At 72.8% G+C, this 12,433-nt stretch carries 13 protein-coding genes and 1 riboswitch; of the genes, 7 read left to right on the plus strand and 6 right to left on the minus strand.

The window, feature by feature from the left end; genetic code table 11:
• The first annotated feature begins 204 nt into the window (after window positions 1-204).
• A complete protein-coding gene (locus ABD374_RS26785; RefSeq protein ID WP_344498275.1) occupies window positions 205-1,713 on the plus strand; it encodes a phytoene desaturase family protein in 1,509 nt (502 codons plus the stop codon).
• Between the two features lie 19 nt (window positions 1,714-1,732).
• Here ABD374_RS26785 and ABD374_RS26790 read toward each other — a convergent pair whose 3' ends face one another.
• The 6 genes from ABD374_RS26790 to ABD374_RS26815 all read right to left on the minus strand — a co-directional run bounded on the left by ABD374_RS26790 (window position 1,733) and on the right by ABD374_RS26815 (window position 6,430).
• Window positions 1,733-2,527, minus strand: a complete 795-nt coding sequence (locus ABD374_RS26790; RefSeq protein WP_344498277.1) for a hypothetical protein — start codon at window positions 2,525-2,527, stop codon at window positions 1,733-1,735.
• A 50-nt stretch (window positions 2,528-2,577) separates the two neighbouring features.
• On the minus strand, window positions 2,578-3,495 hold the full coding sequence (gene metF, locus ABD374_RS26795) for a methylenetetrahydrofolate reductase [NAD(P)H] (RefSeq protein ID WP_344498279.1): 918 nt from the start codon (window positions 3,493-3,495) through the stop codon (window positions 2,578-2,580).
• 118 nt (window positions 3,496-3,613) lie between these two features.
• The gene (thiE, locus tag ABD374_RS26800) at window positions 3,614-4,297 is read right to left on the minus strand and encodes a thiamine phosphate synthase (protein WP_344498281.1); all 684 of its coding nucleotides are present in this window, start codon (window positions 4,295-4,297) and stop codon (window positions 3,614-3,616) included.
• Between the two features lie 77 nt (window positions 4,298-4,374).
• Window positions 4,375-4,740, minus strand: a complete 366-nt coding sequence (locus ABD374_RS26805; protein ID WP_093801255.1) for an Rv2175c family DNA-binding protein — start codon at window positions 4,738-4,740, stop codon at window positions 4,375-4,377.
• A 68-nt stretch (window positions 4,741-4,808) separates the two neighbouring features.
• The gene (locus ABD374_RS26810) at window positions 4,809-6,023 is read right to left on the minus strand and encodes an NAD(P)/FAD-dependent oxidoreductase (RefSeq protein WP_344498283.1); all 1,215 of its coding nucleotides are present in this window, start codon (window positions 6,021-6,023) and stop codon (window positions 4,809-4,811) included.
• A 65-nt stretch (window positions 6,024-6,088) separates the two neighbouring features.
• On the minus strand, window positions 6,089-6,430 hold the full coding sequence (locus ABD374_RS26815) for an avidin-fold protein (protein ID WP_344498285.1): 342 nt from the start codon (window positions 6,428-6,430) through the stop codon (window positions 6,089-6,091).
• 51 nt (window positions 6,431-6,481) lie between these two features.
• Window positions 6,482-6,594: riboswitch (TPP riboswitch) on the plus strand.
• Here ABD374_RS26815 and thiO point away from each other — a divergent pair.
• From thiO to ABD374_RS26845, 6 genes are all read left to right on the plus strand, one after another.
• Entirely contained in the window at window positions 6,592-7,785 is a 1,194-nt protein-coding gene (gene thiO / locus ABD374_RS26820) for a glycine oxidase ThiO (RefSeq protein ID WP_344498287.1), read from the plus strand. (Overlaps the previous riboswitch by 3 nt.)
• Window positions 7,782-7,982 carry a sulfur carrier protein ThiS gene (thiS, locus tag ABD374_RS26825; RefSeq protein ID WP_344498289.1) on the plus strand — a complete coding sequence of 67 codons (201 nt, stop codon included), beginning with the start codon at window positions 7,782-7,784 and terminating at the stop codon, window positions 7,980-7,982. Before thiO ends, thiS begins: the two co-directional genes overlap by 4 nt.
• 3 nt (window positions 7,983-7,985) lie before the next feature.
• Window positions 7,986-8,780 (plus strand): thiazole synthase, encoded by a 795-nt coding sequence (locus tag ABD374_RS26830; RefSeq protein ID WP_344498291.1) that lies wholly within the window; start codon window positions 7,986-7,988, stop codon window positions 8,778-8,780.
• 150 nt (window positions 8,781-8,930) lie between these two features.
• On the plus strand, window positions 8,931-10,856 hold the full coding sequence (gene pknB / locus ABD374_RS26835; protein WP_344498293.1) for a Stk1 family PASTA domain-containing Ser/Thr kinase: 1,926 nt from the start codon (window positions 8,931-8,933) through the stop codon (window positions 10,854-10,856).
• A gap of 73 nt (window positions 10,857-10,929) precedes the next feature.
• Window positions 10,930-11,838 (plus strand): deoxyribonuclease IV, encoded by a 909-nt coding sequence (locus ABD374_RS26840; RefSeq protein WP_344498295.1) that lies wholly within the window; start codon window positions 10,930-10,932, stop codon window positions 11,836-11,838.
• A 55-nt stretch (window positions 11,839-11,893) separates the two neighbouring features.
• On the plus strand, window positions 11,894-12,421 hold the full coding sequence (locus ABD374_RS26845) for a DUF4396 domain-containing protein (protein ID WP_344498296.1): 528 nt from the start codon (window positions 11,894-11,896) through the stop codon (window positions 12,419-12,421).
• The last annotated feature ends 12 nt before the right edge of the window (window positions 12,422-12,433 follow it).

The raw sequence follows: 12,433 nt of genomic DNA on the forward strand, positions 1-12,433 counted from the left end.
GGTCGGCGCGCTCGACCCCGGCGCGGCCCGGCGACGACTGGTCCCGATCACGCCCGTATTCGCACTTCCCCGCTCCCCCTCCCCTCTCTTCCTTCACTCGCCCTCCTCTCACCCCCTCTCCCCCTCTCCGCCACTTCCGCCGCCTCCGCCCCCCCTCGCGGGCTCCTGAACGGGTTGTCAGTGGTGGCCGATACAGTCCCTGGCATGGCACGGATTGTGGTGATCGGCTCCGGGATGGGCGCGATGGCGTCCGCCGCCCGGCTGGCCGTCGCGGGCCACCGTGTGGCGGTGTACGAGCGCGCGGCGACGTACGGCGGCGCGCTGGGCAGGTTCGAGCGGGACGGCTTCGTCTTCGACACGGGGCCCGGACTGCTGCACCTGCCCGCCGTCTACCGGGACCTGTTCGTCAAGACCGGCAAGGAGCCCCTGGAGCGGTGCGTCGCGCTCACCCCCGTGGACCCCGCGAGCCGGCACCTCTTCGACGACGGTACGGACGTCTCGCTGCCCAACGCCTCGCGCGCCCAGGTCGTCTCCGCGCTGGACGCCGCGCTCGGCGTGGGGGCAGGTGAGCGCTGGGGCGACTTCCTGAACCGCGCCCGTGACGCGTGGGACAGGACCAGACGGCCGCTGCTCGAAGAACCGCTGCGGCCGGACTGGCAGGTGCTCGGTCGCGATCCGTATCCGTCGGTGCGCCGGCGCAGGGTGCTGCGGCGCGACCAGTGGGCGGCCACGGTCGGGGAGATCGGGGCGTGGGAGCTGGCGGATCCCCGGCTGGCGGCCCTGCTGGAGAGCTACGCCCTGGCGTACGGGCTCGATCCGCGCAGCGCGCCCGCGGCGGCGGCGGTGCTGCCGTACATGGAGCAGACCTTCGGCAGCTGGTACGTGCGCGGCGGGATGCGGGAGCTGGCGCGGGCGCTGTACGAGCGGTGTCTGGCCCGGAAGGTGGAGTTCGCCTTCGGCGCCGAGGTGGTCGCGGTCACGGAGAAGGACGGCCGCGCGGCGGGCGTGGAGCTGTCGGACGGCACGGTCGTCGAAGCGGACTCGGTGGTCTTCGGGGCGGACCCCCGCGCCCTCGCCGGGATGACGTCGGGGCGCCAGGCGTGGGCACCGGGCGACGTGGAGCCGGGGCCCGTGCCCCCGGGCCGGTTCACGGTCTTCCTCGCGCTGCGCGGCGGCCGCCCGGACGGCACGGTCCACCGGACGGTGGTCCACTCCCCCGACGCCGGTGCGGAGGCGTCCGCGGCGTTCCGCGGTGAGCACTCCGGACGCCCCACCATCACCGTGCTGCGGCCCGACGACCCGGTGACGCGCCCGGACGACGCCCACGAGGCGGTCACGCTCACGGCGACCGTGGCGGCGCACGGGCCGGTCGACTGGACGGACGAAGCGCTCGTCGCGCGGTACGCCGACGGGATGGCCGCGGCCGCGCTCCCGGCCGTGCCGGACCTGCGGGAGCGGTTGCTGTGGCGTGAGGTCCGCACCCCGGCGGACACCGCGGCCGCGACCGGCGCCGCGGGAGGTGCGGTGCCGCCGCCCGCCCTGGCGGGGGCCGAGGGCCGCCATCTGCACACGGCCAACACCACGCGGCTGCCCGGTCTGCTGCTGGCCGGGGGCTGGGCGCACCCCGGGGGCGGGCTCGCGCATGCCGGAATGTCCGGGGCGCTCGTCGCGGGACTGGTCGTCGAGGGCGACGGCTTCCGCGGCTCGCAGTAGCAAGCCGGGCGGCAGGCGGTCAGTAGCGGTACTGCTCGTTGTGGCCGGTGGTGTCGTAGCCGCTCTGGTACGGCTCCTGGGCCGGCTGCGGGCTCCCGAAGGGCTGCTCGCCGTCGCGCTGCTGCGGGACCCAGACACCGCCGGGCGGTGTCTCGTTGCCGTACTCCTGGCCGCCGTACGGCTGGGTGCCGATGTACGGGTCGGAGTACGCGGCGTACTGGTACGGGCCCGAGGCGTAGTCGTACTGGCCGGCGTAGTCGTACTGGCCGGCGTAGGTGTCCTGGCCGGCGTAGGTGTCCTGGCCCGGCTGGTCGTGGCCGGAGTGGGAGTCGTACACGCCGTAGCCGGCGCCGAAGCCGTCGCTCCGGGGCTGCTGTGCCGCATACGCCGCCACGTCGTACACGCCGTACTGCCCGGTCTCGTCCGGGAGGGGCTCCACCGGCGCGTACACCGGTTCCGGCGGGGCGGCCGGCTCGTACGCGAGGTCCGACACCTGCAGCCTCGGCTCCTGCTCGACGGCCGGCGCACCGCGCTTGCGGCGACGGTTCTCACCGGGCCTGCCGCCGATCGCCCAACCCGTCGAGAAGCCGCGGCGGAACGAGAGCGTGACGTACGTCTGGCCGATGGCGAACGCGACGGCGCCGCCCACGATCACGAGGACGGAGGGCAGCAGCACACCGAGGACCACGCCCATGAAGCCGGTGAAGGCCAGCAGCCGCCACCTCAGCCGCGCCTTGTACTGCAGCAGCACCTCGCCGAGCAGCCACAGCGCGACGATTCCGAATGCGATGTAGAGGACCGTCCAGCCGCCCATGCCCGCCCCCTCCTGCGGCCGTCACCGCGGAGGGGGGCGGGTACGGCCGGTCACGACTGCGCGTGCAGTCCGAGATTCTCGTAGATTTCGAGCGTCGCCGTGGAGTTGTTGAGCGTGATGAAGTGCAATCCGGGCACACCTTCGGAGAGCAGCCTCGCGCAGAACTCCGTGGCGAAGTCGATGCCAATGGAGCGTACAGCCGCCGGATCGTCCTTGACGGCGAGGATCCGCTCTTTCAGCTCCACCGGGAGCGTGGCGTTGCTGAGCTGCGGAAACCGCTCCAACTGCTTGACGCTGGTGAGAGGCATGACCTCGGGGATGATCGGGGTCTCGCAGCCGGCCGCCTGGACCCGGTCGCGCATCCGCAAATAATTCTCCGGATCGAAGAACATCTGGGTAATCGCGTAATCCGCGCCCGCGCGGCACTTGTCCACGAAGTGCCGGATGTCGCTGTCCCAGTCGGTCGAGCGGGGGTGCATCTCGGGGAAGGCCGCGACGCCCACGCAGAAATCGCCGGACTCCTTGATGAGCCGGACGAGCTCGGCGGCGTACCGCACGCCCTCCGGGTGCTCGATCCACTCGCCCATCGGGTCGCCGGGCGGGTCTCCGCGCACGGCGAGGATGTTCCGGATCCCGGCGTCCGCGTACTGCCCGACCATGTTGCGCAGTTCGGCGACGGAGTGGTCCACCGCGGTGAGGTGCGCGACCGGGGTGAGCGTGGAGTCGGCGGCGATCTGCTGGGTGGCGCCGACCGTGCCGGCGCGGGTGGATCCTCCGGCCCCGTAGGTCACGGAGACAAAGCTGGGGGCCACCGCCTCGACCCGGCGCAGCGCGTTCCAGAGGCTCCGCCCCCCCTTTTCGGTCCTGGGGGCGAAGAACTCGAACGAATACGAGGTTTTGCCGGTCGCGAGCAGATCACGCACAGTAGGCGCGTGATCCGTCCTGGTCGAAGCTGTGCCAAGGGCCATGTCCGCAGGTTAACCAGGGCTCGGCGATGCCCCAACCAGAGCGGGCGCTTTATCCGTATTGCCGGATTGTTGTCCACTCCTTGGACAGCCGTGGACACCCCTGAACGGCCATGGGCAGTTACGCGGCGTACGCCCTGACCCTCTTCGCGAGCTCCGCCGCGGCGGCCGCCGGGTCGTCGGCCTCGGTGATCGCCCGTACGACCACGACCCTGCGGGCACCCGCGTCCAGCACCTCGTCGAGGTTGCCCGCGTCGATGCCGCCGATCGCGAACCACGGGCGGTCCTGGCGCAGCCCGGCGGCGTACCGGGCGAGGCCGAGGCCCGGGGCGTACCGGCCGGGCTTGGTGGGGGTGGGCCAGCAGGGTCCCGTGCAGAAGTAGTCCACGCCGGGCTCCGCGACGGCCGCGTCCACCTCGGACTCGCCGTGCGTGGAACGGCCGACGAGGACGTCGGCGCCGAGGATCGCGCGCGCGGCCGGGACCGGCAGGTCGCCCTGTCCCAGGTGCAGCACACCGGCGCCGGCGGCGTGGGCCACGTCGGCCCGGTCGTTCACGGCGAGCAGCCTGCCGTGCCTGCGGCAGGCGTCGTCGAAGACCTGGAGGTGCTCCAGCTCCTCGGCTGCCTCCATGCCCTTGTCACGCAGCTGCACGATGTCCACGCCGGAGGACAGGACGGCGTCCAGGAACTCCGGGAGGTCGCCCTGGCGCTTGCGCGCGTCCGTGCACAGGTACAGCCGGGCACCGGCGAGCTGCTCGCGCGCCGTCGTGGAACTCTCCGTGGACGTGGACGTGGACGTGGGCATGGTGGAGTCCCCCCGTGGGTGGGCGGTGCACAGGCCGGCGAAGGCCCGTGCACCGCGTGCGGTTGTGTCGTCAGTGATCAGACGGCGAGCGCCTGGGCGCGCCGCTTCACCTCCGTGCCGCGATTCTCACTCAGCGCCTGCGCGGGGGTGCCGGGCAGGGTCGGGTCGGGGGTGAAGAGCCACTCGAGCATCTCTTCGTCGGAGAAGCCGTCGTCCCTCAGGAGGGTCAGGGTCCCGGCGAGACCCTTGACCACCTTGTCGCCGTCGATGAAGGCGGCAGGCACCTGAAGCACCCGGTTCTCTCCGCGGCGTACGGCGATCAGCTGGCCTTCCTTGACCAGCTGCCGGACGCGCGTCACCTCGACACCGAGCTTTTCCGCGATGTCGGGGAGGTTGAACCAGGCGGGGACGAGAGCATCGATCTTTGCGTCAATCTCGGTCACGGGACAAGCGTGCCACCTGGGACTGACAGTCGGTAGCCGGGGCCTGCCGTGCGGCCCCGACTACCGGCCTAAAGGGTGGTGGTCTTGAGCGGGACGGACGGATCGGCGACCCGGTCCGGGTCCAGCGGGACACCCGCCACGATGAGCCTGCGCCCCTGCGCGAGATCGCGCGGCCGGGCCACGGTGAGCAGCGCGACCAGCGCCCCCTGGCGCAGCCAGCACACCGACCAGTCGGCGCCGGCCGGGTCGCCGCGCCACACCGTCGTGTCGGCTCGGGCGTGGTGGCCCGCGTACTGCACGAAGCGGCCGAACTGCTCGGACCAGAAGTACGGGACGGGGTCGTAGTCCCGCGGCGTCTCGCCGAGGATGTCCGCCGCGACCGTGTGCGGCCCCTGGAGCGCGTTGTCCCAGTGGTGGACGAGCAGGCGTTCGCCGTAGCGGGCGGAGGGGAAGGAGGCGCAGTCCCCGACCGCGTACACATCGGGGAGCGAGGTGCGCAGGCGGGCGTCGGCGGTGACGGATCCGTCCGGGCCGAGCTCGATCCCCGAGCCCGCGAGCCAGGCCGTCGCGGGTCTGGCACCGATGCCGACGACCACCGCGCCGGCCGCGAGCCGACGGCCGTCGGCGAGGACGACCGCGCCGGGCTCGATGTGCGCGACGCGCGCGCCGGTGAGGAGTTCGGCACCGCTCTCGGCGTACCAGGCGGCCATCGGGGCGGCGACCTCCGCGGGCAGGGTGCCCGCGAGCGGCCGGTCCGCCGCCTCGACGACGGTCACCGCGCAGCCCGCCCCGCGGGCGGCCGTGGCGAACTCCGCGCCGATCCAGCCCGCTCCGACGACCACGATGTCGTGCTGCCGTCCGAGCACGGGCCGCAGCCGCGCGGCGTCGTCGAGGGTGCGCAGGAGGTGGACTCCGGGTACGCCCTCGCCGCCGGGCAGCGTGAGGGGCAGCGCTCCGGTGGCGACGACCAGCGCGTCGTACGGAACGGGGCCCGAGGGCGTGTCGATCTCGTGCGCCCCGGGGCGCACGCCCGTCACTTCACGCCCCAGGTGGAGATCGATGCCGAGCGCCTCGAAGTCGACGTCGAAGGCCGACTCCTCGGCGTGGCCGAGCAGCACCGCCTTGGACAGCGGCGGCCTGTCGTACGGCTGGTGCGGCTCGGCGCCGATCAGCGTGACGGAGCCGGTCCAGCCCTGCTCGCGCAGGGACACCGCGGTCTGGACACCGGCCATTCCCGCGCCGACGATGACGACGCGCCGCTCTGTCTGCCTCTGCTCGCTCACCCGGTCACTGTAGGACGGCGCGCCCCCCGCCCTCGTCGGGCCCCCGGAGGGAGAGCTCCCCAGCGTCACAGGGGCAGCTGCTCGACGACGCTCGTCCCACTGCCCTCCTGGGACTCCCAGGCCCAGGTCTCCTCCAGCCGCACGCGCCCGTCGGGGAGGCCGACGACGGTGGACGCGCAGTGCCCCGACGAGGTCGTGCCGTCCTGCTTCAGCTGTACGTAGCGGAAGTCCAGCGCGTCGCCCTCGCGGGTGCCGACGAGATGGCCCCGTACGACGTCGCCGCCCGCGTACTCGGCCCAGATCCGGCCGTCCTCCTCGTGGTAGGTGAACCGGGTCCGCGTCCCGACCTGGCCGGGGGCCTGGTCGGCGACCGGCGAGAGGACGAGTCCGTCGAGCGAACGGGCCACAGGAGTCGCTCCCTTACAGCGCGTCGGGGCCTGGCGTTAGGGTGGCCACCGTAAAGCACTCGCGGGAGCCCGGACGTACCGGGCTGAGAGGGAGGCTGGGCGGCCTCCGACCGTACGAACCTGATCCGGGTCATGCCGGCGAAGGGAGGGGCTGGACGCCCATGCCGCGTACATCGTCAGACGTCCTCGTCGTCGGGGGCGGAATCATCGGTCTGGTCACGGCCTGGCGGGCGGCGCAGCGCGGGCTGCGCGTCGCCGTCGCCGATCCGCAGCCGGGCGGCGGGGCCGCGCAGGTCGCGGCCGGAATGCTCGCCGCCGTCACCGAACTCCACTACGGGGAGCAGACGCTCCTCGGCCTCAATCTCGCGTCCGCCGAGCGCTATCCCGCGTTCGTCGCCGAGCTGGAGGCGGCGAGCGGACAGGCCACCGGCTACCGCTCCTGCGGCACGCTCGCCGTCGCGCTCGACACGGACGACCGCGCCCATCTGCGCGAGCTCCATGCCCTGCAACGCCGCTCCGGGCTCGCCTCGGAGTGGCTCACGGGGCGCGAGTGCCGCCGCCTGGAGCCGATGCTCGCGCCGGGCGTGCGCGGGGGCCTGCGGGTCGACGGTGACCACCAGGTCGACCCGAGGCGGCTGGCCGCGGCCCTTCTGACGGCCTGTGAGCGGGCCGGAGTGGTCTTCCGCCGCGACTGGGCCGAACGGCTCCGTGTCGTACGGGAGCGGGCCACCGGCGCCGTACTGGCGGACGGGACGGAGCTCACCGCCGGCCAGGTGGTGCTGGCGGCCGGAAGCCTCAGCGGCCGGCTCGCGGGCGTACCGCAGGAGGTGCTGCCGCCGGTACGGCCCGTGAAGGGGCAGGTGCTGCGGCTGTCCGTGCCGCGGGCGTACGCACCCTTCCTGAGCCGGACGGTGCGTGCCGTGGTGCGGGGCAGCCACGTCTACCTCGTGCCGCGCGAGAACGGCGAACTGGTCGTCGGAGCGACCAGCGAGGAGCTCGGCTGGGACACGACGGTCACGGCGGGCGGGGTGTACGAACTGCTGCGCGACGCGCACGAGCTGATGCCGGGCATCACCGAACTCCCGCTGACGGAGACCCGCGCGGGGCTGCGGCCCGGTTCCCCGGACAACGCGCCGCTGCTCGGGCCGACCGCGCTGGAGGGGCTCCACCTGGCCACCGGGCACTACCGCAACGGGGTTCTGCTCACACCGGTGACAGGCGATGCGATGGCCGCTGTACTGGCCGGCGGGGAGTTGCCGGACGAGGCGCGTCCGTTCAGCCCGCTGCGTTTCGCACCGGCCCCTTCCGCTCCCCCCTCCTCCCCCGTCTCCGTACCGCAGGAGCAGCCCGCATGACCATCTCCGTGAACGGCGAGAACCGCGAGGTCGACGCCGGTACGACGCTGGGCGCGCTCGTCGCGGCCCTCACCCGGGCCCCTTCGGGGGTCGCCGCCGCCCTCAACGAAACCGTCGTACCGCGCGGGCAGTGGGATGCCACCGTGCTCGGCGACGGCGACCGCATCGAAGTCCTCACCGCAGTCCAGGGAGGCTGAACCATGGCCGACGACCTTCTGACCATCGGCGGCACCGCGTTCTCCTCGCGGCTGATCATGGGGACGGGCGGGGCGCCGAGCCTCGACGTGCTGGAACGCTCCCTCGTCGCGTCCGGGACCGAGCTGACGACCGTCGCGATGCGGCGGCTGGACCCGACCGTCCAGGGATCGGTGCTTTCCGTACTGGAGAAGCTGGGCATCCGGGTGCTGCCGAACACAGCGGGGTGTTTCACGGCGGGCGAGGCCGTGCTGACGGCGCGCCTCGCGCGGGAGGCGCTGGGTACGGACTGGGTGAAGCTGGAGGTCGTCGCCGACGAGCGGACGCTGCTGCCCGATCCGATCGAGCTGCTGGACGCGGCGGAGACGCTGGTGGACGACGGTTTCACCGTCCTGCCGTACACGAACGACGATCCTGTGCTCGCGCGGAAGCTGGAGGACGTGGGGTGTGCGGCGATCATGCCGCTGGGGTCGCCGATCGGATCGGGGCTCGGCATCCGCAACCCGCACAACTTCCAGCTGATCGTGGAGCACGCGCGCGTGCCGGTCGTGCTGGACGCGGGGGCGGGCACGGCGTCGGACGCGGCGCTGGCGATGGAGCTGGGGTGCGCGGCGGTGATGCTGGCCTCGGCGGTGACGCGGGCGCAGGAGCCGGTGCTGATGGCCGAGGCGATGCGGCACGGGGTGGAGGCGGGACGGCTGGCGTACCGGGCCGGTCGGATTCCCCGGCGCCATTTCGCGGAGGCGTCGTCGCCGGTGGCGGGGCGGGCGGTGCTGGACCCGGAACGCCCGGCGTTCTGACCCGGCGGCCCTGGCGGCCCTGGCCGGCCGCCGCGCGGGAGAAGGCCCGCCGCGGGCGCCGGGCCCGTCCCGCGTCACAGCTCCGCTGCAATGCCGCCCCCGGAACCCGCACCCGCAGGACGTGTCGGCGGCGGCTCGTAGACTCGCCCCGTGGATACGACCCTTCAGGACCCGCTCGTCGGGCACGTGCTCGACGGCCGCTACCGCGTCGATGCGCGCATCGCCGTCGGCGGCATGGCCACGGTCTACCGGGCCGTCGACACCCGTCTCGACCGGGTGCTCGCCCTCAAGGTGATGCACCCCGCCCTCGCCGCCGACGGCTCCTTCGTGGACCGGTTCATCCGGGAGGCGAAGTCGGTCGCCCGGCTCGCGCACCCGAACGTGGTCGGCGTCTTCGACCAGGGGACGTCCGGGGGGTACGTCTACCTCGCCATGGAGTACGTCGCCGGGTGCACCCTGCGCGACGTACTGCGCGAGCGCGGCGCTCTCCAGCCCCGTGCCGCCCTCGACATCCTGGAGCCGGTGCTGGCCGCGCTCGGGGCCGCGCACCGCGCCGGCTTCGTGCACCGGGACATGAAGCCGGAGAACGTCCTGATCGGGGACGACGGCCGGGTCAAGGTCGCCGACTTCGGTCTCGTACGGGCCGTGGACACCGTCACCAGCACCACCGGGTCGGTCCTCGGCACCGTGTCGTATCTCGCGCCCGAGCAGATAGAGCACGGCACGGCCGACACCCGTGCCGACGTCTACGCCTGCGGCGTCGTGCTGTACGAGATGCTGACCGGCGCCAAACCGCACTCCGGCAGCACCCCCGCGCAGGTTCTGTACCGGCACCTCCACGAGGACGTGCCCGCTCCGTCCGCCGCCGTTCCCATGCTCGCGGCCGTTCTGGACGAGCTGGTCGCGGGCGCCACCGCGCGCGATCCGGAGATCCGTCCGTACGACGCCGTGGCGCTCCTCGCGCAGGCCAGGGAGGCACGTGCCGCGCTCAGCGACGAGCAGCTCGACGCGGTGCCGCCGCAGGCCCGTGCCCAGACGCACGACGGCGCCGAGGACCGTACGAGCGTCATCGCGCGCGCGATCACGGCCCCCGGCGGCGACGGCGGTGACGAGCCCCTCCACCGCACCAGCCGGCTCCGGATGCCTCCGCCGCGACTGGCGGCGGTGCCCTCCGGGCGCGCCGTCGCGCCCAGACGTGGCGTACTCGCGGTCGTGACCGCCGTCCTGCTCGTCCTCGGGGGCGGCGCAGGCGTCTGGTACATCAACTCCGGACAGTTCACCCACGTCCCCTCCCTCCTCGGCCGGACGGAGAAGGAGGCCGCCGAGCGGCTCTCCGGCGCCGGCCTCGAGGTGAAGGGGGTGCGGCGCGAGTACAGCGAGGCGTACGACCGCGGCACGGTCATGGACAGCGACCCCGCCTCCCGTGCCCGTATCCTTGACAACGGCTCCGTCACGCTGGTCGTCTCGCGCGGCCCCGAAACCGTGAAGGTCCCCGACGTCGGGCGGCTGCCGCTGGCCGGGGCCAGGGACAGGATCAAGAAGGCCGGTCTGGCCCCCGGCGTCGTCACCAGGACGTTCAGCGAGGGCGTTCCGCAAGGCTCCGTCGTCAGTACGACCCCGCGCGCCGGCACCGAGCGGCGCCCGGACTCCGCGGTCGCCCTCGTCGTCAGCAAGGGCGCCCCCCTGGAGGTGCCCGACGTGACCGGCGAGAGCGTGGAGGACGCCACCTCCGAACTGGAGGACGCCGGGCTCACCGTGAAGGTCGCACCCGCGCGCGTCACCTCCCGGGAGGAGGCGGGATCGGTCGTCCGGCAGTCCGCGGCCGAGGGCGACCGGCTCGCCGAGGGCGACACCGTCACGCTGACGGTCTCCAAGGGACCGCGCATGATCTCCGTGCCCGACGTGGTCGGTGACGACGTCGACGACGCGAAGCGCACGCTCCGGGAGGCGGGCTTCCAGGTGGAGGTGGACCGCCCCTTCCTCTCCTTCAGCGACACGATCGCGAGCCAGTCGGTCGAGGAGGGCGACGAGGCTCCGGAGGGCAGCACGATCACGATCAGGACCAAGGGCCTGTAGAGGAGTCCGCCGGTGCGGGGGCCGCCGCCCGGCCGGCGGCCCCCGCACCGGCGCCCTGGCATCCTTGATGTCGATGAGCAACACACCTTTCCCCTCCCGAAACCCCGTCGGCAGTCATGTGCCCGTAGCCGGCGGTCTCGCCGCGAACGGCCTCGCATACGCCCGTGAGCTGGGCGCCGAGACCGTTCAGGTCTTCGTCGCCAACCCGCGCGGCTGGGCGGCGCCCACCGGAAATCCCGCCCAGGACGAGCTGTTCCGCGCGGCCTGTGCCGCCGAGCGGATACCGGCGTACGTCCATGCCCCCTATCTGATCAACTTCGGTTCGCACACCGAGGCGACCGCCGAGAGGTCCGTGGAGTCGCTGCGGCACTCGCTGCGCCGCGGACGTGAGATCGGCGCGCTGGGCGTGGTGGTGCACACCGGCTCGGCGACGGGTGGCCGGCCGCGCTCGGAGGCGCTCGCGCAGGTACGCAGGTACCTGCTGCCGCTCCTCGACGAGCTGACGCACGACGACGACCCGCTGCTGCTGCTCGAGTCGACGGCGGGGCAGGGCTCCTCCCTGTGCTCGCGCACCTGGGACTTCGGCCCGTACTTCGAGGCGCTCGACGCGCACCCCAAGCTGGGCGTCTGCCTCGACACCTGCCACATCTACGCGGCGGGGCACGATCTCGCGGAGCCCGGCGGGATGAAGCAGACGCTGGACCTGCTGGTGGACACGGTCGGCGAGGGCCGGCTCAAGCTGATCCACGCCAACGACTCGAAGGAAGGCGCCGGCGCGCACAAGGACCGCCACGAGAACATCGGCTCCGGCCGCATCGGTTCGGAGCCCTTCCGCGAACTGTTCGCGCATCCGGCGACCGCGGGCGTACCGCTGACGATCGAGACGCCGGGCGGCAAGGAGGCCCATGCGGCCGATGTGGCGCGGCTGAAGGAGCTGCGCGACTCCTGGGATTCGCGGAGACCCATTGAGGAATACCCCTAGGGGGTATATGGTTCTGTCTGTGGCAGGAACAGTTACCCGACCTTGGGGGCATGCCATGCAGCACGACGCACACACGCACAGCACGCACCACGGCCACGAAGACCGAGACGGTCACGGAAACCACGCCGACCACGTCGGCCACGACAGGGTCAGCTGGTCCATGGCCGCCCAGGCCACGCTCCACTGCCTCACCGGCTGCGCCATCGGTGAGGTGCTGGGCATGGTCATCGGCACCGCGCTCGGGTGGGGCAACGTGCAGACGATGATCCTGGCGATCACCCTGGCCTTCTTCTTCGGTTACGCCCTCACCCTGCGCGGCGTCCTCAAGGCCGGCGTCGACTTCAGGACCGCCTTCCGGGTGGCGCTCGCCGCCGACACCCTCTCCATCGCGGTGATGGAGCTGATCGACAACGGCGTACTCGCGCTGTGGCCCGGCGCGATGGACGCGCACCTCACCGACGGAATGTTCTGGGGCGTACTCGCCTTCGCCCTCTTCGCCGCTTTCCTCATCACCACACCCGTCAACAAGTGGATGATCGGCCGCGGCAAGGGCCACGCGGTGGTCCACCAGTACCACCGCTGACCGGAGGCCGGA

The organism is Streptomyces enissocaesilis (genome assembly GCF_039533765.1).
Classification (GTDB): Bacteria; Actinomycetota; Actinomycetes; order Streptomycetales; family Streptomycetaceae; genus Streptomyces; species Streptomyces enissocaesilis.

Coding starts and splice junctions, on each gene's coding strand:
- ABD374_RS26785 (WP_344498275.1), top strand. CDS start 205: ATGGCACGGATTGTGGTGATCGGCTCCGGGATGGGCGCGATGGCGTCC.
- ABD374_RS26790 (WP_344498277.1), bottom strand. CDS start 2,527: ATGGGCGGCTGGACGGTCCTCTACATCGCATTCGGAATCGTCGCGCTG.
- metF (WP_344498279.1), bottom strand. CDS start 3,495: ATGGCCCTTGGCACAGCTTCGACCAGGACGGATCACGCGCCTACTGTG.
- thiE (WP_344498281.1), bottom strand. CDS start 4,297: ATGCCCACGTCCACGTCCACGTCCACGGAGAGTTCCACGACGGCGCGC.
- thiO (WP_344498287.1), top strand. CDS start 6,592: ATGCCGCGTACATCGTCAGACGTCCTCGTCGTCGGGGGCGGAATCATC.
- thiS (WP_344498289.1), top strand. CDS start 7,782: ATGACCATCTCCGTGAACGGCGAGAACCGCGAGGTCGACGCCGGTACG.
- ABD374_RS26830 (WP_344498291.1), top strand. CDS start 7,986: ATGGCCGACGACCTTCTGACCATCGGCGGCACCGCGTTCTCCTCGCGG.
- ABD374_RS26840 (WP_344498295.1), top strand. CDS start 10,930: ATGAGCAACACACCTTTCCCCTCCCGAAACCCCGTCGGCAGTCATGTG.
- ABD374_RS26845 (WP_344498296.1), top strand. CDS start 11,894: ATGCAGCACGACGCACACACGCACAGCACGCACCACGGCCACGAAGAC.